Annotated in this window: 17 protein-coding genes; 6 read left to right on the forward strand and 11 right to left on the reverse strand. The window is 36.5% G+C overall.

From position 1 onward, the window contains the following. The first annotated feature begins 4 nt into the window (after nucleotides 1-4). Nucleotides 5-895: a DMT family transporter gene (locus ACIGAM_RS04515; protein ID WP_396510269.1), complete on the forward strand. Its 891-nt coding sequence runs from the start codon at nucleotides 5-7 to the stop codon at nucleotides 893-895. Between the two features lie 53 nt (nucleotides 896-948). Here the strand turns inward: ACIGAM_RS04515 and ACIGAM_RS04520 are convergent, their stop codons facing one another. Together ACIGAM_RS04520 and panB are read right to left on the reverse strand one after the other, a co-directional pair. After that, nucleotides 949-1,653 (reverse strand): RluA family pseudouridine synthase, encoded by a 705-nt coding sequence (locus tag ACIGAM_RS04520; RefSeq protein ID WP_396510270.1) that lies wholly within the window; start codon nucleotides 1,651-1,653, stop codon nucleotides 949-951. Between the two features lie 45 nt (nucleotides 1,654-1,698). Beyond that, nucleotides 1,699-2,517: a 3-methyl-2-oxobutanoate hydroxymethyltransferase gene (panB, locus tag ACIGAM_RS04525; protein WP_396510271.1), complete on the reverse strand. Its 819-nt coding sequence runs from the start codon at nucleotides 2,515-2,517 to the stop codon at nucleotides 1,699-1,701. Between the two features lie 71 nt (nucleotides 2,518-2,588). On the opposite strand from panB, the gene ACIGAM_RS04530 reads away from it, so the two are divergent. Together ACIGAM_RS04530 and ACIGAM_RS04535 are read left to right on the forward strand one after the other, a co-directional pair. Then, nucleotides 2,589-3,038, forward strand: a complete 450-nt coding sequence (locus tag ACIGAM_RS04530; RefSeq protein ID WP_396510272.1) for a nuclear transport factor 2 family protein — start codon at nucleotides 2,589-2,591, stop codon at nucleotides 3,036-3,038. A gap of 104 nt (nucleotides 3,039-3,142) precedes the next feature. Further along, nucleotides 3,143-6,520: an ankyrin repeat domain-containing protein gene (locus ACIGAM_RS04535; protein WP_396510273.1), complete on the forward strand. Its 3,378-nt coding sequence runs from the start codon at nucleotides 3,143-3,145 to the stop codon at nucleotides 6,518-6,520. Here the strand turns inward: ACIGAM_RS04535 and ACIGAM_RS04540 are convergent. Beyond that, nucleotides 6,517-7,950: an L-serine ammonia-lyase gene (locus ACIGAM_RS04540; protein WP_396510274.1), complete on the reverse strand. Its 1,434-nt coding sequence runs from the start codon at nucleotides 7,948-7,950 to the stop codon at nucleotides 6,517-6,519. The two genes, ACIGAM_RS04535 and ACIGAM_RS04540, sit on opposite strands and share 4 nt — an antisense overlap. 115 nt (nucleotides 7,951-8,065) lie before the next feature. On the opposite strand from ACIGAM_RS04540, the gene ACIGAM_RS04545 reads away from it, so the two are divergent. Then, nucleotides 8,066-8,434 carry a S24 family peptidase gene (locus ACIGAM_RS04545; protein ID WP_396510275.1) on the forward strand — a complete coding sequence of 123 codons (369 nt, stop codon included), beginning with the start codon at nucleotides 8,066-8,068 and terminating at the stop codon, nucleotides 8,432-8,434. Continuing rightward, a complete protein-coding gene (locus ACIGAM_RS04550; RefSeq protein ID WP_396510276.1) occupies nucleotides 8,434-9,714 on the forward strand; it encodes a Y-family DNA polymerase in 1,281 nt (426 codons plus the stop codon). Before ACIGAM_RS04545 ends, ACIGAM_RS04550 begins: the two co-directional genes overlap by 1 nt. Nucleotides 9,715-9,721: 7 nt before the next feature. Here ACIGAM_RS04550 and ACIGAM_RS04555 read toward each other — a convergent pair whose 3' ends face one another. Further along, nucleotides 9,722-10,381 (reverse strand): type II CAAX prenyl endopeptidase Rce1 family protein, encoded by a 660-nt coding sequence (locus ACIGAM_RS04555; RefSeq protein WP_396510277.1) that lies wholly within the window; start codon nucleotides 10,379-10,381, stop codon nucleotides 9,722-9,724. A gap of 249 nt (nucleotides 10,382-10,630) precedes the next feature. Between ACIGAM_RS04555 and dnaK the strand changes: the two genes are divergently transcribed. After that, nucleotides 10,631-12,538, forward strand: coding sequence for a molecular chaperone DnaK (gene dnaK / locus ACIGAM_RS04560; RefSeq protein WP_396510278.1), 1,908 nt, complete (start codon nucleotides 10,631-10,633; stop codon nucleotides 12,536-12,538). A gap of 261 nt (nucleotides 12,539-12,799) precedes the next feature. On the opposite strand, the gene arsB is transcribed toward dnaK, so the two are convergent. The 7 genes from arsB to ACIGAM_RS04595 form a co-directional block, all read right to left on the reverse strand. Beyond that, nucleotides 12,800-13,843, reverse strand: a complete 1,044-nt coding sequence (arsB, locus tag ACIGAM_RS04565) for an ACR3 family arsenite efflux transporter (protein ID WP_396510279.1) — start codon at nucleotides 13,841-13,843, stop codon at nucleotides 12,800-12,802. Nucleotide 13,844: 1 nt separating this feature from the next. Beyond that, a complete protein-coding gene (locus tag ACIGAM_RS04570) occupies nucleotides 13,845-14,477 on the reverse strand; it encodes a low molecular weight phosphatase family protein (protein ID WP_396510280.1) in 633 nt (210 codons plus the stop codon). A 24-nt stretch (nucleotides 14,478-14,501) separates the two neighbouring features. Beyond that, entirely contained in the window at nucleotides 14,502-14,969 is a 468-nt protein-coding gene (locus tag ACIGAM_RS04575) for a DUF6428 family protein (protein WP_396510281.1), read from the reverse strand. Nucleotides 14,970-15,015: 46 nt separating this feature from the next. Next, entirely contained in the window at nucleotides 15,016-15,348 is a 333-nt protein-coding gene (locus tag ACIGAM_RS04580) for an ArsR/SmtB family transcription factor (protein WP_396510282.1), read from the reverse strand. A gap of 180 nt (nucleotides 15,349-15,528) precedes the next feature. Next, a complete protein-coding gene (locus ACIGAM_RS04585) occupies nucleotides 15,529-17,352 on the reverse strand; it encodes an ABC transporter ATP-binding protein (protein WP_396510283.1) in 1,824 nt (607 codons plus the stop codon). Nucleotides 17,353-17,465: 113 nt separating this feature from the next. Further along, nucleotides 17,466-19,184, reverse strand: coding sequence for a phospho-sugar mutase (locus ACIGAM_RS04590; protein WP_396510284.1), 1,719 nt, complete (start codon nucleotides 19,182-19,184; stop codon nucleotides 17,466-17,468). 60 nt (nucleotides 19,185-19,244) lie between these two features. Then, complete coding sequence (locus tag ACIGAM_RS04595) at nucleotides 19,245-20,192, reverse strand: glycosyltransferase family 2 protein (protein WP_396510285.1); 948 nt, start codon at nucleotides 20,190-20,192, stop codon at nucleotides 19,245-19,247. Nucleotides 20,193-20,195: the final 3 nt, after the last annotated feature.

The raw sequence follows: 20,195 nt of genomic DNA on the forward strand, positions 1-20,195 counted from the left end.
ACAAATGCCCAAATCTAGTAGTTTGTCAACAGTACCCAATACGTTTATTAAAAACATATTACAACTCAATCTTGCAATGCTCTTAGTAAGCACCAGTGGTGTTTTAGGCAGAGCAGTGACAATGTCTCCTGTAGTTACCATAGGTTGGCGCGCATTATTGGCTGCGGGTTTTTTATTTCTGTTTTTAAGATGGAAAAAGATAGAGCTTAAAATTTATAAGGAAGATCGCGTTCAGGTTTTATTAGGTGGTATTTTAATGGGCATTCACTGGGTTGCTTATTTCAAAGCCTTACAGCTAAGCAACGTTGCAATAGGTATGCTTACGATTTTTACCTATCCGGCTTTAACCAGTATTTTAGAGCCCTTAATTCTACGCTTACCTTTTCAAAAAATCCACTTTTTCCTGGGCCTTCTCGTCTTGGCAGGAATCGCTTTTTTAATACCCGATTTAGATTTTGAAAATGAATACACACAGGCTGTTGCTTTTGGTATAGGGTCTGCTTTAGCGTATGCGTTACGTAATATTTTAATGAAAAAACAAGTGTCTAAATACCACGGAAGTTTATTAATGTGGTATCAGGTGGTAATCGTTGGTATTATACTTATTCCGCTTAGTTTTCAAACTTCTGCGGAAGCATTACAGGATAATCTATTTTTTATTCTGGCACTGGCACTGTTAACTACCGCTATTGGGCATACCCTGTTTTTACTTACATTTCGTTATTTTTCAATAACAACGGCCAGTATCATTAGCAGTGTGCAACCGGTGTATGGTATTTTGCTAGGTGTGTTACTTCTGGGAGAAGTGCCTAAGTTAACAACCATTTTTGGCGGGCTTTTGATCTTAAGTGCGGTAGTAATTGAGAGTTTAAGAACTGCCCGAAACAAAAAGTAGTACCTAAGGTTTTAAATAGTTTTAGGGCAACTAGAATTTCCTCTAAGTTCTAACTAAATACATGCTTTCCAGATCGCATCTTCAGCCGGAGGCGGTGCTATAAATGTTAGTTCTTCTTTAGTCACCGGGTGCGTGAGGCTTAATTTTCTAGAGTGCAGGTGAATACTTCCGTCAGAATTGCTTCGGTCAAAACCATATTTTAAGTCTCCTTTTATAGGACAGCCTATGGCTGCTAATTGAGAGCGTATTTGATGGTGCCGCCCGGTATGCATATCTATTTCTAAAAGATAATAATTGTTTAATTCTTGAATAATACGGTAGTCTAAAATCCCCTTTTTACTATCAGGGACCTCTTTTATATTGCTATATGATTTATTTTGTTTAGGATTACGCTTTAGGTAATGCACTAGCGTATCTTCGGGTTTAGGTGGTAGATTTTTTACTATAGCCCAATAGGTTTTTTTAGCCTCCTTTTCTGCAAATAATTTATTTAATCGGGGCAAAGCTTTAGAGGTTCTTGAAAATATGACAATACCGCTCGTAGGTCTGTCCAGGCGATGCACAACTCCCAGATATACCGCGCCAGGCTTGTTATATTTTTCTGCGATATAACTTTTTACAACTTCGCTTAAGGGTTTATCACCAGTTTTATCACCTTGTACGATATCACCGGGACGTTTGTTAACTACAATGATGTGATTGTCTTCAAAAAGTACCTGAAGATTATCTTTTGTGCTATGCGTAGATTCTGAATTCAATAGATAAGGCTATTTATATATTTTAGATGTTTACTCGCCGCGTTTTTAATACTGCTCGTCGTCGTTAGGGAAGTCTAGCGACTTTACATCGGTAATATATTGCTCAAAAGCACCCGTCATTTGCGTGTGCATATCAAGATATCTTCTCAAAAATCGTGGGCTAAACTCCTGGCTCATTCCCAGCATATCGTGCATTACTAAAACCTGACCGTCAACCCCATTACCTGCACCTATACCTATAACTGGTATGGTAAGGCTCTCTGCAACTTCACGAGCAAGCTGGTTAGGTACTTTCTCCAGAACAACGGCAAAACATCCCAATCGCTCTAGAAGTAATGCATCTTCTTTCAACTTTTGAGCTTCTTCCTCTTCTTTAGCTCGTACGGTATAGGTCCCAAACTTATAGATAGATTGTGGTGTTAATCCCAAGTGTCCCATTACCGGAATTCCTGCGTGAAGAATACGCTTTACAGATTCTTTTATTTCGGTACCACCTTCTAATTTAACTGCGTGTCCGCCGCTCTCTTTCATAATACGTATAGCAGAGCGAAGCGCCTCTTTAGGGTCACTTTGATAACTCCCAAAAGGTAAGTCTACAACAACCAGTGCACGTTTAATTGCGCGTACTACAGAAGACGCGTGATAGATCATCTGGTCTAACGTAATAGGCAATGTAGTCTCGTGACCTGCCATCACATTAGATGCGGAATCCCCCACGAGTATCACATCTATACCAGCGCGATCAACAATAGTCCCCATAGTGTAATCGTACGCCGTAAGCATTGCAATTTTTTCACCTTGAGATTTCATCTCGGTAAGTGATTTTACGGTTATACGTTTATATTCTTTTTTAATTGCAGACATCGTAACAGTTTTTAGTGCGCGTAAAAGTAGTAAATTACTAATGCATTAACTACCTATGCTTATTTAGGCTTATGAAAACTCTGTTTCTTTTTACTTTCTTTTGTGTAAGCTGCTGCTTAAATGCTCAGGATCAGCCTAAACCTGAAGAAACGATTATTGCATTCTTTAATGCCTTTCATCAGCAGGATACCGTTGCTCTTAAAGATTTAGTACACCCTAAGGTTAGAATGCAGTCTATAGCTAAGGGAAAAACAGGAGCGCTAAACTTAACAACTTCAAATTTTAATGAATTTTTAAAATCAATAGCTTCCATACCAGATACTACAGTTTTTCAGGAGCGCATTTTAGATTATAAAGTAACGTCAGATGGTTTAATGGCAAACGTGTGGACGCCATACGAGTTTTATGTAGACTACACGCGCAGTCATTGCGGTGTAAATAACTTTCAGCTTATTTATTTAGAAGGGCAGTGGAAGATTTTTTATATCGTAGATACCCGAAAAACAGAAGATTGTAACTAGTTTATTTAGTAGATTACAAGTAATTGCCTATCTTTTCAATCCCTTATTCCTGTAATTATCCCCTTGATCTAAATTTTATTAACTAAAATAAAAAAGTTAAGGTTTTGATTAAATTCAGGTTTGTTTATCTCATCATAACTCTTGGTCTTATACGTGTATCTGCGCAGCAGGAAACAGCTGAGAAAACTACCTTAAATCCCGGTTTTTCTGTTGATATTCGGTTTGTAGATCCGTTGAATTTTGATAAAAATTCGGTTGTTTCTGGCAATATCAATTTGATTTTTAGTACTGAAAGTTTAAAGGGTGCTTCAAAATTGAAAACCTCCCAGAAATCACAACTTAGCTACGAGTTTGTTAATTCAGCTTATGAATTTGAAAAGTATATATTAAAAGCAGATACATCTGCAAGAGCCTATTCCTCACGATTTTCTTCAGTTTATAATGCTAATGATGCTCTAGATAAATCAGACGAATTTTTAGTCGTTTTTTGTTTACGACAGTATCCCCTTTATGAGCGCCGTCTAGCGGAAACCCCAATTTCTGAAGATTTTAGAGATGCGGTCTTTAGACTGGGAAGAGATTTAACTCCGCAAGGTTTTATATCAAAATTTGGAACCCACTACGCAGAACGCCTAACGTACGGAGGTAATTTTATTAGTAAAAATGCAATACGCAGACAAGATTTTATAGAATCGCCTTATTCTGAAATCGAATTTAGAACAGCAGTTTTAAAATCTATTGCTCAGCAACAACAGAAGCAACCTATTATAGATGTCTATATACATCTCGCACCTGCGCAATATTACACTAGAGGAGGCGACCCTGCAGAACCTTGGGATGAGCGTTGGGAGCAAACCGTTACTGCAGCTAATGCTGTAGTAATTGATGCCAATTTAGTGGGGCTTACAAATTTACTATCAACTAAGAATTTTCCTGATATAGAAGACCTGCAGGATAAACGTTTTATGCTTCAGGAAGCGATTGATGCCGCAATAGAAAAATCGGTTTTATGGCAGGCAGAAGAACGTACTTCAGAATTCTATAAAAAATATTCACTACAGTTTACACAAAAGATAGGTAAGCTAATTAAACAGAGCGTAGGCACAGAAGAGCAAGACAAAAAAAGCTATGTAGGCGATTTGTTTTTTGGCAGTTTTAATGAGCATGGTGAACCTATGAAAACCACCGCCCTCATAGATTATAATGGTATAGATTTAAATACCCTGTTAACAGATGAGGAAATAGATGTAAATAAAATGCTTGATTTTATAATTTCTCCGGAAGAATTGAAACATGCATTTGTTAGCGTTTGGGATGATACTCAAAAACTAGTAAAGGGGGAGAAACGTACCACGCTATTTGTATCTGGCACAGCAGACGCTCGCACATATTTTAAAGAGGCACTCGTTAAACCGGTGTATAAAGAGGTGACGATCACGACAATTGATAATGATGTATTTAAAGTGGCGTATAGTCTCGAACTCGTAAAAACTAAAAAAGCCCTACAGTCTTTCGGCTCTGGTTACGATTACTCATTAGATTCTGAAGTTATAGCTGCAGCGGCAAGTGGAGATATTCAGAATCTGGAGCAGCTTTATTTTGAAGGAGCTTCGCGGCGTACAAATGGTGTAGTTAAGGCGTTAATTCAAAATTTTGACGATGCCTATTTAATGAATCAAGTGTTTGATTTTGGAGTAAAACCTACCACAGAGGATCTTGACCTGGCTTTTGATCCTGATTATTTCACAAAAGAAAAAGCGATAGCTCTTTTAGAACGAGGTGCTAAACCTAAAAATAATATGATTTATAAAGCGGTAGCCTATCAACAACCCGAAGTCATTTATGCTTTGTTGAGAGAAGGAGCAACCTCGGTAAATAATGATGTTGCTTTTGCTGCAAAAATTCAAAATTATGAGGTTATTAAGGCTCTGATGTCACTAGATTATGATGGCTTTATAGCTGAAGAAAATATGCTGGCACTAGCTGTTAAAAATGTAGATATTGAGTTAACCGAAAAATTTATTGGTTACGGTGCGGTATCAAACCCTGAAATTTTAAAACTTGCTATTGATGCCGAAAATCAGGAAGTTCTTGATCTAGTAAAAGCAGTATCAAAAAATTCGGCTGAGGTTTTTGAGGTTGTAGCCGCTTCTGATAATACGCAATTATTTGATTATTTTATAACTCAGGGAGCCGTAGAAATAACTGATGAGGTTTTAAGTACCGCCATTGCAAACAATAATCTTGATATTTTAACTAAGGCCTTAAATTCTGGTGGATCTGCAGAATTTGCCCTGTCACAAGCCCTAAACTCAAAAAACACAGATGCGGTGCGGTTAAGTTTAACTAAAGGGGTACGTGCAGATTCCGTTTTTGAATATGCTGTGCGGGAAAAAGATTTTGAGTTATTTAAAGATGTATTAGACACGTACGAAGGAGACGCTCAAACGGGTTTGAATACTGCGGTAGCTTTAAATGAACTTGAATTTGCACGCTATACTTTCAATAAAAAAGGGTTTGTACTTGATGCTGATTCTCAGATGATACAAGCTGTTAAAAATGACAATCAAGAGCTTCTAGAATTATTGATTTCTAAAGGAGGAAAACCGCAAACAGCGCTTTTGGAGGCTGTAAGTTTAGAGAATATACCGCTAACTCAATATTTGGTTGATGCCGGGGCCATCACGCAAGAAGCTAGTCTTATTCAAGAAGCCGTAAGACTAAATAATGTAGAGCTGGTAACAATTTTACTAGAAACCAAACAAGCCGATATAAATTCAGTCTTAATTGATTTGATAAAACTTCAAAATCCTGAGGTGATTGCAACGGCAATTGAGCAAGATGCAGAGATTACAAAAGATGTGCTTGAGTTCGCAATTTCTTTGGAAAATGAACGTGTAGTAATGCATTTACTAGAGCAAGCAAATCCTGATATTTTAGAAATGTCTTTTCTTTTAAAGACAATAGAAAGTGGAAAAAATGTAGCTGCAGATTATTTAATGGGCAAACTTGATAAATCTGATATTGCTCTTGAGGCTTCTTTTCGCTTCAAAAATGAAGCAGCTCTAATTCTTGCTTTGCGCAGAGGTGCTCATATTACAGATGATTATTTAATACGAGCTGTAAAAGATCGCTTTAATGAGGCTATACCCATTTTATTAAAAGAACAATTAAACGCCGAAACTGTAGATAAAGAAGGGAATACATTGCTACATTTTATCGCTTATCACTATGATGCAGGTGATGAAAATTTATTGGATATTCTGTTTGAATCTAAAGTAAATATCAATGCTAAAAATAAAATAGGAGAAACCCCTTTGCATTGGGCTGTTAAAGGAGGTATTGCTAATGAAATTATTATAACAAAATTAATTCGTAATGGTGCATTACCCGAAGCAGAAACCATTGCAAATAAATCTGTAACAGATTACGCAGCATCTAAAGAAACACGGCAGTTATTAAAGCGGTTAGAACTGCGTTAGCAGTCGCTTAAAGCAACATTAACGGCGAGACCGCCTTCGCTGGTCTCTTTGTACTTTGAGTTCATGTCTTTAGCCGTTTGCCACATTGTTTCAATAACCTTATCTAGCGGGACTTTGGCATTTTTAGCATCGGTATCCAGAGCCATCTCACACGCATTTATTGCTTTAATCGCGCCCATTGCATTGCGCTCTATACACGGTATTTGTACTAAGCCGCCAATAGGATCACAAGTTAAGCCCAGATGATGTTCCATTGCAATCTCGCTAGCCATTAGTACCTGCTCAGGAGAACCTCCCATAAGTTCAGTAAGGGCTCCCGCAGCCATTGCGCTTGAGACTCCTATTTCTGCCTGGCAACCGCCCATCGCGGCAGAGATAGTTGCGCCTTTTTTAAATAGACTACCTATTTCAGCAGCAACCAGCATAAACTTTTTGACATCTTCAAAATTTGCATCGTGATTTTCGATCACCAGATAATACATCATTACTGCAGGAATCACACCGGCACTTCCATTTGTGGGAGCTGTAACCACGCGTCCTAATGAAGCATTCACTTCATTTACTGCTAGTGCAAAACAAGATACCCATTTTAGGATTTGTCTAAATTTTACCTCTGTGCCACGTATGCACTCAATCCACTCGTGTGCATTGGTGTATTTGCTTTCTCCTATAAGGGTTTTGTGTGTATCAAAAGCTCTTCGTCGTACATTAAGACCTCCCGGTAAAATACCTTCGGTATGACATCCTGTGTACATTGAGTCAAGCATTACTTCCCAAATTTGACTTAGACCGTGATTGATGACTTCCTCAGAAGCTAGTGATTTCTCATTTTCCCAAACGATTTCTGATATTTTTTTATTTTCGGCGTTACAATAGGCGAGAAGTTCTAAGCCTGATTCTACAGGAAAGGGAAAAGCTTTTAATTGTTGTTGCTTAATTTTTGATCGTTTACGCTCTTCCTGAACAACAAAACCACCACCTATAGAATAATAGGTGTCTGAAGTTTTTTTACCCGAAGCCAATTGAGCTCTAAATGTGATACCGTTAGGGTGAAATTCTTTAAATTTTCTATTAAATATTATATCTGTTTTTGGAGTAAAAGAAATTGTACGTTCACTGTTAAATTGCAGTTGACCTTGAGTGGTAATACGATCTATTACTGTTGTGATTTCAGCAATAGGAAATGTTGTGGGGTCTAAACCCTCTAAGCCTAAAAGCACCGCAATATCGGTAGCATGGCCCTTTCCGGTTAGCGTTAAGGAGCCATATAATTCTACAGTAATTTGAGTTACACTATCAAATTTATTATTGGCTTTCAATTTTTGAATCCATCGTACTGCAGCACGCCAGGGACCTAAAGTATGCGAGCTTGACGGACCAACTCCAACTTTTAGCATGTCAAAAACACTGATACTCTCAATTTTACGCATAACTCTATTTTGGGCTAAATATATAATTTTTAAAACAGCTTCAAAATTTCAATATGCCGATGGTTTTAACAGGATAATATCCTATTTATTGGAAATATTCCATAATTTTACAGCTATGGAATTTGAAGAAATACAGAAGATAAAACGACCCGAACATACCCACAAAGCAGGTAGTTCTGAACAAACCGGTTTCCCGAGTCCGGCTACACATTATCTTGAAAGTACCCTTGACCTTAACTTAATTCTCACTAAAAACAGAGATGCTACTTTTTTTATTCGTGTAAAAGGTGATGGTTGGGTAGAGCATACGATACGTGATCAGGATGTACTTATTATTGACCGTTCGATCAATGCGACTGTGGGCAAACTTGCTGTGGTAGTGCGTGATGGTGATTTTAAAGTAGAGCGTATTTCAAAATTGACTGAAGCAGATAACGAGGTGGTTTTGTGGGGAGTTATAACCTATATAATTCACGCGTTATAATGATCGCACTGGTAGACTGCAACAGTTTTTATGCTTCGTGTGAGCAAGTATTCAGGCCCGATTTGTGGGGAAAACCGGTTGTGGTTTTAAGTAACAATGATGGTTGTATTATCGCTGCAAATAAAGAAGCAAAGGCATTAACCCAGATACCTATGTTTGAGCCGGTTTTTAAAATAAAAAAACTTCTGGTAGATCACCGTGTAGAATTCTTCTCTTCTAATTACACACTCTATGGAGAAATGTCTCAGCGTGTTATGAATACACTCAAGCAATTTTCACCTAATGTAGAAATTTACAGTATTGATGAGTCTTTTATAGATCTCGCTAATATGAAGTTTGTAGACTTAAATGCACACGGTCATCTTATAAAAAATACGATATTAAGAAATACAGGTTTACCCGTAGGAGTTGGGGTCGCGCCAACAAAGGTACTTGCTAAATTAGCAAACCGAATGTCAAAAAAAATAGTTGGCTACAATCACGTTTGTGTATTAGATACCGAAGAGCGGTGCAGGCAAGCGCTTAAAGATGCGGTTATAAAAGATGTATGGGGAATAGGAAAGAAGCATTGCCAGAGGCTGAACAATAGAGGTGTTTTTACCGCATACCAATTTGCTTATGAAGTACCACTAGATTGGGTGCGTAAGCATATGACTGTAGTAGGAGAGCGCATTTGGCGAGAACTTCGCGGAGAATCCTGTTTGAGTCTTGAGATGATGCCAAAGGCTAAAAAAGCAATAGGTACCGCAAAGTCATTTGGATCAAAACTTACAGATTTAGGATTGATTGAAGAAGCCTGTGCTTTTTACATTAGTGAAGTGAGTGAGGTACTACGTAAACAAAACTCCTGTGCTCAATTTATTCAGGTTTTTTTGCAGACTAATTATCATAGTGATCGTGATGCACAATATTCTAATAGCATAACCGTCACACTATCAACTGCTACTAACGACACGTTTATTTTAACTCGTGAAGCTACAAAAGCTCTAAAATCGATTTACAAACCGGGTTATCGTTATAAAAAAGTGGGTGTGAATTTAAGTGGGCTTATTCCTCAGGAATTTGTACAAATGAATATGTTTGAATCTGTAAATTCTGAAAGCCGCTCCGCATTAATGCGCACGGTAGATAAGCTGAATGAGAAGTATGGTAAATCAACAGTAAATTCGGGTCTGGTAGGTAACCGTCAGAATCAATGGGAATTAATTAAAAAAGACCGAAGCCCGCGATACACTACACAATGGAGCGAGTTGCTTACTTTAGATTCAACCTGGACTTAAATAGAAGCTAATGCGCTAAAAGTAAAATCGAGAGCGGGATTGCATTATTAATACTGTGCAACGCCATTGACCAGCCCAGATGTTTGTTTTTAATCTTTACATAGCCAAAAATAAAACCAGAGAGAATACGCGGTGTGATATGCAATAAAAGCGGCAGGTTAATGATAAAAGCATCTACATAGTTATTAATGTGTATGAGACCAAAAACAATAGAACTTAGAATCCAGATCCATTTATAGTGTTTGTAAAGCCAGGCGCGCAGGTGCCTTGCTTTATAAGGATCGAGAAGTTGTGCACCTATATATGTAAAGCAACTTATAAAAATTGCCAAAACTGCATATTTAAAAATGAAGTGTACTTCTGCTGGAATTATAAAAAGCGCCATAAAAGCTGGCCACGATACAAAGAATAATATTAGTTCTGTGTGGGTGGGTTTTATAAGTGTTCTAAACATAAGCTCTTCAAATATGGGAGCTATAATTAATATTTTTAAACTGGCGCTTAGCGGTTCTGATACCAGAATTTCGCGCAGATTACTTTGCACGTAATTAGATGCCGTGTTTCCCGAAAAGATTTTTGCAATGGCAATTTTTAGCAAAGCCAAAACCAGATAGCAGCTAAAAAGGATATGAAGGCTTTTAAAAAAGGTTTTTTGTTTAGGACTCAACAGCAGCACATAATTTTTAATAAAGCTACGGTTTTATTAGGTATTGTATTTCGCAAGAGGGATAGCAGTAAAAATCCTGTCGCGTTTTTGCGACAGATTGCAATGTATAGCCGACAGTAACACATGCTTTGGCAAAGTTACTGTCTTGCTATAAGAAATTTATGACAGGTTGGCAGTGTTATTCTGGTGGCATAAAGATTGTCTTAAACAGACCGAACAAAAAATTAATAACACTTAAAATTATATATAATGAGTAAGATCATAGGAATTGATTTAGGTACAACAAACTCCTGTGTTGCCGTGATGGAAGGTAACGAGCCTGTTGTTATACCTAATGCAGAAGGTAAAAGAACAACTCCTTCTGTGATAGCATTTGTTGAAGGCGGTGAAATCAAAGTAGGTGACCCTGCAAAAAGGCAAGCTGTTACTAACCCAACCAAAACGATATCTTCTATTAAGCGTTTTATGGGAAACAAATTTTCTGAGTCTAATAGAGAATTAGAAAATGTTGCTTATGGCGTAAAGAAAGGTGATAACGATACTCCGCGTGTTGATATTGACGGTCGTCTTTATACTCCACAAGAATTATCTGCAATGATTCTTCAAAAAATGAAGAAAACTGCAGAAGACTATTTAGGTCACGAAGTGACTGGAGCTGTTATTACAGTGCCTGCTTACTTTAATGACTCTCAGCGCCAGGCTACCAAAGAAGCTGGTGAGATCGCTGGTCTTAAAGTAGAGCGTATAATTAACGAGCCTACTGCTGCTGCACTAGCTTACGGTCTTGACAAGAAAAGTACAGATCAAAAGATCGTTGTATTTGACTTTGGTGGTGGTACGCATGACGTTTCTATCTTAGAGTTAGGTGACGGTGTATTTGAAGTACTTGCAACAGATGGTGATACGCATTTAGGTGGTGATGATGTTGATAGCAAAATCATCAACTGGTTAGCAGAAGAGTTTAAGTCTGAAGAAGATATGGATCTTCGTAAAGACCCAATGGCACTTCAGCGTTTAAAAGAAGCTGCTGAGAAAGCAAAAATTGAGCTTTCTTCTTCAAACCAAACAGAAATTAACCTGCCATATGTAACGGCTACTGCTAGTGGACCTAAGCATTTAGTACGCACATTAACACGTTCTAAGTATGAGCAGTTAATAGACGATTTAGTAAAAAGAACTATTGCTCCTTGTGAGACTGCTCTTAAAGCTGCAGGTCTTTCTAAGAGTGACATCGATGAGATTATTTTAGTAGGTGGTTCTACACGTATTCCTGCTGTACAGGAAGCTGTTGAGAAGTTCTTCGGAAAGAAACCAAGTAAAGGTGTAAACCCTGATGAGGTTGTTGCTGTAGGTGCTGCTATACAAGGTGGTGTATTAACTGGTGACGTTAAGGATGTTCTTTTATTAGATGTAACCCCACTTTCTTTAGGTATTGAAACTATGGGTGGTGTTTTGACAAAATTAATTGAGTCTAATACAACTATCCCTACTAAGAAGTCACAGGTATTCTCTACTGCTGCAGACAATCAACCAAGTGTTGAGATCCACGTATTGCAAGGAGAGCGCCCAATGGCAAATGATAATAAGACTATAGGTCGTTTTCACTTAGATGGTATTCCACCAGCACAAAGAGGTACTCCTCAAATCGAAGTTATTTTTGATATTGATGCTAATGGTATCATTAAAGTAAGTGCTGAAGATAAAGCAACTGGTAAGAAACAAGATATTCGTATCGAAGCTTCTTCTGGTCTTACTGAAGAGGAAATTAAAAAGATGAAGGCAGATGCTGAAGCAAATGCGGAGTCTGATAAGAAAGCTAAAGAAAAAGTAGATAAACTTAATGAGGCAGACCAGATGGTTTTCCAAACTGAGAAATTGTTGAAAGATTCTGGTGATAAATTATCTGCAGATAATAAAACCAAAATTGAAGGTGCTTTAGAAGACTTGAAAAAAGCTCACGCAACTGGTGAATTAGAGCAAGTAACTCCTGCTTTAGATAACCTAAATGAGATCTGGAAGTCTGCTTCTGAAGAGATTTACAAAGCTCAGGCTGAAGGCGGTGCACAACCAGGTCCTGATGCAGGTCAGCCAGCTGGTGACAGCCCTGATACTTCTGCAAGTGATGTAGAAGATGTAGATTTTGAAGAGGTTAAGTAATACAGAACCTTAATATTGAATAACTCCAGAGTTTTATCTGGTTATTAATACTCAAAAACCCGATGCAATTGCATCGGGTTTTTTTATGTTTTGAATTTGTCTCGTCCTAAATAACCGATACTTTTAGCATTGGACTTTGTGTGCGTCTTGTCTTTATTATGATTTAAAGGCAATGCTTTTATGATTATTTCAAATTATATAGAAGCCGCAAATAAAAATAATTTAGATAAAACGGAATCAATTTTAAAATTTATTTAATTTCTAATTAGTTATTTTGAAATACTTTTTGCGTAACCAGAAGGAAACCTTAACTAATAGAATTAGTGCAGGGACTTCAACTAATGGACCAATTACACCTGCAAAAGCTTGACCAGAATTGAGTCCAAATACAGCAATTGCAACTGCGATTGCCAATTCAAAATTATTTCCGGCGGCTGTAAATGCTACAGATGTGGTTTTATCATAATTAGCGCCTGTTGCTTTAGTTACAAAAAAGCCTATAATAAACATAAGTGTAAAATAGATTAATAATGGTACAGCTATAATTAAAACATCTGTAGGGATTTCTACAATTAATTCGCCCTTTAAAGAAAACATGACAACAATCGTAAATAAAAGTGCAATTAGTGTTATGGGTGATATTGCAGGAATAAATTTGTTTGTGTACCAATTTTCGCCTTTAAATTTGGCTAGAAACAGTCTGCTAATTATCCCCATTGCAAATGGAATACCTAGATAAATAGCTACGCTTTCTGCAATTGTACCTATAGAAATATCTACAATAGCACCTTCAAACCCAAAATAGGGAGGAAGCACAGTTATAAAAATCCAAGCATAAAAGCTGTAAGCGAATATTTGAAAAATACTATTTAAAGCTACTAAACCTGCTCCATATTCACTATTTCCTTCTGCGAGATCATTCCAAACCAATACCATTGCTATACAGCGAGCCAGACCTATTAAGATGAGCCCAACCATATATTCAGGATAATCGCGTAAAAATGTAATGGCTAATACAAACATCAAAACGGGGCCAATTACCCAATTTAATAGAAGCGAAACAGAAAGAATTTTTGTGTTTCTAAAAACCTTGGGTAGTAAAGCATAGTTAACTTTTGCTAAAGGAGGGTACATCATTAAGATTAAACCTATTGCAATGGGAATATTTGTAGTTCCGCTATTAAATGAATTGATGATTTTAGGTAAGGTAGGTATAAAATAGCCAAGACCTACACCTAATGCCATCGCAACAAATATCCAAAGCGTTAGATTTTTGTCGAGAAAACTTAATTTTTTTGAAGCCATTCTAAGAATTTATTTGTGAAAAAACGTAGAACATTTCAGTTGCTATCTGCAAGCTTCTTTCATTGTATTTTTCAGCTTGATGAGTTGTATTATCAAAAATTTTAGGATCTTCATAAGTGATAGGAATACGCTTTTCTGCACCAGCAATAAAAGGACAGCCGCCATCTGCTTGTGAACAGGTCATAATAGCTGCAAACTCTGACTTTGGGTTAAAATCATCATCTAATTTTTTTGAAAAACCAATAATAGGATGTGCGTTCTGTGAGTAGTTGATACTGTAAACAGGGTTTTGTTCTCCTGCAATCTTGTAGACTTGAAACCCACTATTTCTTAAAGTTTCTGCAACCATAGGAAATAAGGCCGTAGCTTCTGTACCACCAGAATAACAAAACACATTTTTAACCTCAAAATAAGTGGCCATTGTTTGTGCCCAAACCTGAGATAAATGACTTCTACGTGAGTTATGAGTACAAATAAAATTGATTCTAATTTCTTTATTTAATGAAGCCTTAGACTTTATATATTCTGTGAGTGGTTGTAATACTTTCTTGCGCTCCTTTGAAATAGATTCTGGTGTTAACTGCTTAATTACATTCTCTAATTCTAAGAATAGGTTTGATTTTTTTGTAGACATTTTTTTAAATTTTAAATAGAATAATTAGCAACAGTTTCCTTCTGGAGAACAACACGGTTCATCAGATAAACGAGATAATTGTACCTTGGTTTTTTCTGTTGAAATACCGCACTTATCTTTTGCAAGACAATCTGTTTGTTTATTAGTTAATAGAAAAGATTCTCCATTAAAATCAAGTCCAAATTTTCCAATAGTATCTGATTGATATTCAACTTCAATTTCTAGATCTTCTATTTCTAACGCTTTTATAGATAGTTCAATTATATTGAATAGTTTTTCGGGATGTAGTCTATGATCGTAATCGTTTGCATCCCAAAGCTGAAAATTGACAATTTCTTCTTTGCGCTCCGTTCCTCCACAATCAATAAAATGCTTTGTTATTTTACCAACTTCTGTAACGTGAAAATGGTTTGGGACTAAATCCCCATTTGGTAACTGAAAGCTTATAGTTCTTAAATCTTTCAGTACTGATTTTACTTCGGATAGTTTCATAGATATATTTGTTTATTGCAATAATGCGATTAATTAGTATAAATTTTTAACAGCAATCTTTATTTTGCGAGATATCTTGATCAAGAAATTGTGTCATTACAGTTTTCATTACAGTCCAATTTTCTTTGTGAATACAATAGCATACGCTAGTACCTTCAACACTACCTTTTATTAAGCCTAAGTATTTGAGTTCTTTAAGATGTTGAGAAATGGTAGGCTGGGCTAATCCAATTTCATTTACCAAATCACCGCAAACACAAGAATTAATTTTAAATAGGTGCTGTAGAATAGCAACGCGTGCAGGATGACCAAATACCTTTGCAAAAAGAGCTATTTCATTTTGCTGGTCAGTAAACATTTCGGTTTTAGCTAATCCCATAATATTTTATTATTAATTCATTGCAATATTACGATTAATACTTAACTGCACAAGTATCTTTTTTGTTTCTTTTGCAAATATTAATTAATCAGATAGTGATTATTATAAAACTGTAAAAATAAATAGCCTCAACATATTATCTACTGTGAGGCTATTTTTAAAATAAAGAAGAACTTTTAGTTAGTCAAAAGACTGCATATCTACTAATTTCTTATAGGTCCCATTTAAACCTAAGAGTTCTTGATGCTTGCCCTGCTCAACAATTTTTCCTTTGTGCATTACAATAATTTGATCTGCATTTTGAATGGTAGATAAGCGGTGTGCAATTACAATAGAAGTACGATTCATCATCATATTTTCTAAAGCTTTTTGAACCAGGCGTTCACTTTCTGTATCTAGTGCAGAAGTAGCCTCATCTAAGATCATAATTGGCGGGTTTTTTAAAACTGCCCGCGCAATAGAAAGACGTTGCTTTTGACCGCCACTTAATTTGTTTCCGCTGTCTCCTATGTTTGTATCAAGTTTCAAAGGTAAGTCTGATACAAACTCCCACGCATTAGCAATTTTAAGCGCTTCTATTACTTCATCGTTATTAGCATCTGGCTTGCCTAGTAAAATGTTATTGCGTACCGTATCGTTAAAAAGAATCGAATCTTGGGTAACTAATCCCATTTGTGCCCGTACTGAATTTTTTGTAAGGTCTTTTAAATCTATCCCATCAAGTTTTATGGCACCCTCATTAACGTCATAAAAACGGGTAACCAGATTTGCTATGGTACTTTTACCACTTCCGCTTTGTCCTACTAGGGCAACAGTTTTGCCCTTAGGAATTACCGCACTAAAATTTGTGAGCACCTGCTCGTCTTCATAACTAAAAGTGATATTTTCAATACGTACCGAATCTGAGAAAGTTGATGCAACTTTAGCATCTGGTTTGTCTTTTATTGTGGTTTCCGTATTTAAAACCGAAAGAATACGTTCTGCAGCGGCATCTCCTTTTTTTACACTGTATGAGGCTTTACTAATTTGTTTTGCCGGCGTTAAAATATTATACGATAAACCTAGAAAGGCAATAAATGTTGCTGCAGAGAGTGTACCATCTACAAGTACCATTTGACCACCAAACCACAAGATGATTACAATCACAAAAATCCCTAAGAATTCACTTGCCGGAGATGCCAGGTTTTGACGGTTAAGTAAGCTGTTTAACACGGTATTCAATCGATTTGTACTGGATCTGAATTTAGTTCTAAACTGCTCTTCTCCATTAAATCCTTTAATTATTTTAAGACTTGATAAGGTCTCTTCTACAATAGATAAAAACGTACTGTTTTCTTCCTGAGCCTGACTTGATTGCTTTTTTAGTGATTTTCCTATTCTTGAAATCACAAATCCTGAAATAGGTAAAAATACAAAAACAAATAAGGTAAGTTTGGCACTCATAAGAACCATCGCGATGATAGTAAAAATGATAGTTAACGGCTCACGTACTACCATTTCTAATATAGATAGGAAGGAGCGTTCTACTTCGTTAACATCTGCTGTAATTCGGGAAATGGTATCACCTTTTCGTTTTTCTGAAAAATAAGAAATAGGCAATTCGATTAATTTATCATAAATCGCATCACGTACATCACGCATCACCCCGTTACGTAAAAAGGTAATAAAATAGGTAGCTAAGTACCCAAATATATTTTTAAGAAAAAATAGAATAACAACGATTATGCAGATAAAAACAAGTGCTGAAAGTTCATCCTCTGCCACGCGCTGGCTTACATTATAATAAAAATAATCTACAGAATATTGCTTAACATTCTGCCATCCTTCCCATACTGGCAATACTGAAATACGTTTACTCTTATCAAATAAAATCTCGATAACCGGGATTAATGCCAGAAAAGATAATGTGCTGAAAACAGCGTATAGAATATTACATACAATATTAAGAATCGCGTACTTTTTGTAGGGGATTGCAAACTGTAATATTTGTTTAAAGTAATTCATAAAGCCTAAACGCTTGTAAAATTATAATAGAGTACTCTACTTAAGTATAAATCCACCAGTGTTTAAAATACTGGTGGATTTATAGATATTATTACTAAATGAGTTATTTCTAATTACAGACCTAATTCTTTGCGAATACCTGCTATTTTCTCATCAAGTTTTTTCTCTGTGCTATCAAGATCTGCAAGACTATCTACCGTATCATTAACACTTATGTAAAACTTTATTTTAGGTTCTGTGCCGCTTGGTCGTGCGGCAATACGAGAGCCTTTGTCTGTATGGTAAATAAGAACATTAGATTTTGGAATTTCTATATCACTAGAGCTTCCTGTATTTACCTTTAATGATTTTGAACTTGCGTAGTCATCTATTTGAACAATACGTTCACCTATAATAGAGGTCATTGGGTTTTCGCGCAAATTAATCATTGTTTGTTTAATCTCTTCAGCTCCAGAAATTCCTTTTTTCACTAATGAGGTTAGATCTTCTTTAAAAAAACCATGTTTTACATAAAGGTCTTGTAATTTTTTATAAAATGAAGAACCTTCGCTTTTTGCTTTAGTTACAATCTCGCAGGCGAGTAGGGTAGCGGTTACCGCATCTTTGTCACGTACAAAATCACCTACCATATAACCAAAACTCTCTTCACCACCACCTATAAAATATTGACTAGGATGATCTTTAATCATCTTAGCAATCCATTTAAAACCGGTAAGGCCTAATTTACATTCTACATCATAGGATTTCGCTAAAACCTCCATCATAGGAGTAGACACAATAGTAGATCCTATAAATTCAGTCCCATCTGCTTTATTGTTTTCAAAATAATTATCCAGTAAGAAATCTGTCATAACAACCATAGTCTGGTTACCATTTAGAAGCACTAATTTACCAGAGTTATCACGCACAGCGATACCCAGGCGATCACAGTCAGGATCTGTACCTATAACAATATCTGCATTTTTTTCTTCAGCAAGAGCCATAGCCATTTTAAGAGCCTCAGGCTCTTCTGGATTGGGGGATTTTACCGTTGGGAAATTACCATCTGGTTTGCGTTGCTCTTCAACAATATGTACATTTTTGTAACCTGCTTGTTTTAAAACATCAGGAATTACAGTTACTGATGTTCCGTGAAGTGGTGTAAAAACGATTGTTACATCATCGCGATGTTTTGCTAGTTCCTTAAAGCTTCCGTTTTCTAAGGAAGCTTCTATGAATGCGGCATCAACTTCAGTATCTATAAAGGTTATGTGCTCTTTTTTAGCATCAAAATTTATAGCACTATAGTCAAGCTGTTCTATAAGAGATACTATTTCAGAATCTTGTGGTGGTACGAGTTGACCACCATCTTGCCAGTATACTTTGTAGCCATTATATTCTGGTGGATTATGACTTGCAGTAAGTACGATACCACAATGGCAATCTAGGTGCTTTACAGCAAAACTGAGTTCTGGTGTAGGTCTTAGATCACTAAATAAAAATACTTTTATATCATTTGCAGAAAAAACATCTGCAACAACCTGAGCCAGTTCTTTACTGTTGTTACGGCAATCGTAAGCGATAGCAATTTTCACGGTCTCTCCCGGAAATGATTTTTTTAGATAATCAGATAATCCCTGAGTGTTTTTTCCTAAAGTGTATTTGTTTATTCGGTTTGTGCCTACGCCCATTATACCGCGCATTCCACCAGTACCAAACTCCAGGTTTTTATAGAAACTCTCGTTTAGATCTTCTGTATTGTTTGCAAGTAACTTTTTTACTTCCTCTTGTGTGGTTGTATCAAAGGTAGGAGACAACCAAGCCTCCGCTTTTGCAGTAATTTCAGGATTCATAGTGCGCAATTATATTAGTTTAAATTCAAAAATAGTCATTTCGGTTAACGTACACTTTACTTAAAAACCCTTTTTATCTTTAATAAGATACCGGGGTCTCTCATGTTTTGTACGCTGCAAGAGTTCGCCAAGAAAACCAGCTATAAAAAGTTGCATTCCTATAATCATACTGGTTAGGGCAATATAAAACTGAGGACGTTGTGTTAATAAACGTGCTGTAGGATTTATAAACAATTTGTCTATACCTAAATATGCTGCGAGACCAAAACCTATTATAAACATAATTGCCCCTAGTGTCCCAAACAAGTGCATAGGTCTCTTTGCAAAATGGGTAACAAACCAAATAGTTAGTAAATCTAAAAAGCCTTTTATAAACCGGTCTGCACCAAATTTTGTCTGGCCATATTTACGGGCTTGGTGTTGTACTGTTTTTTCGCTGATATTAGTGAAGCCTGCATTTTTGGCGAGTAGGGGAATATAGCGATGCATATCACCATACACGTCTATGTTTTTTACAACTTCATTTCGGTAGGCTTTTAAGCCACAATTAAAATCGTGTAACTTGAGTCCGCTGGTTTTACGAGCCGCTGCATTAAATAATTTAGACGGAAGGTTTTTTGATAAGACTGAATCGTATCGTTTCTTTTTCCATCCTGAAACCAGATCATAACCTTCTTCGGTAACGAGTCTGTAAAGTTCTGGTATCTCGTCTGGGCTATCTTGCAGATCGGCATCCATAGTAATAACCACATCGCCCTCTACAGCAAGAAAGCCGGCATTTAATGCCTGGCTTTTGCCATAGTTTCTATTAAATCGTAGTCCTTTAATGTTAGGATTACTTTCTGCTAGATGCTCTATAAGTTGCCAGGAACCATCTGTACTACCATCATCTATAAATAGAAGCTCATACGTTAATTGCTCTGAAGTAATAACTTTTAAAAGCCAGTTATAAAGCTCTTGTATAGATTCTTTTTCGTTAAGAAGAGGTATAACTACCGATAGTTGCATACT

The sequence above is a fragment of the Leeuwenhoekiella sp. NPDC079379 genome, assembly GCF_044542075.1.
Taxonomy (GTDB): domain Bacteria; phylum Bacteroidota; class Bacteroidia; order Flavobacteriales; family Flavobacteriaceae; genus Leeuwenhoekiella.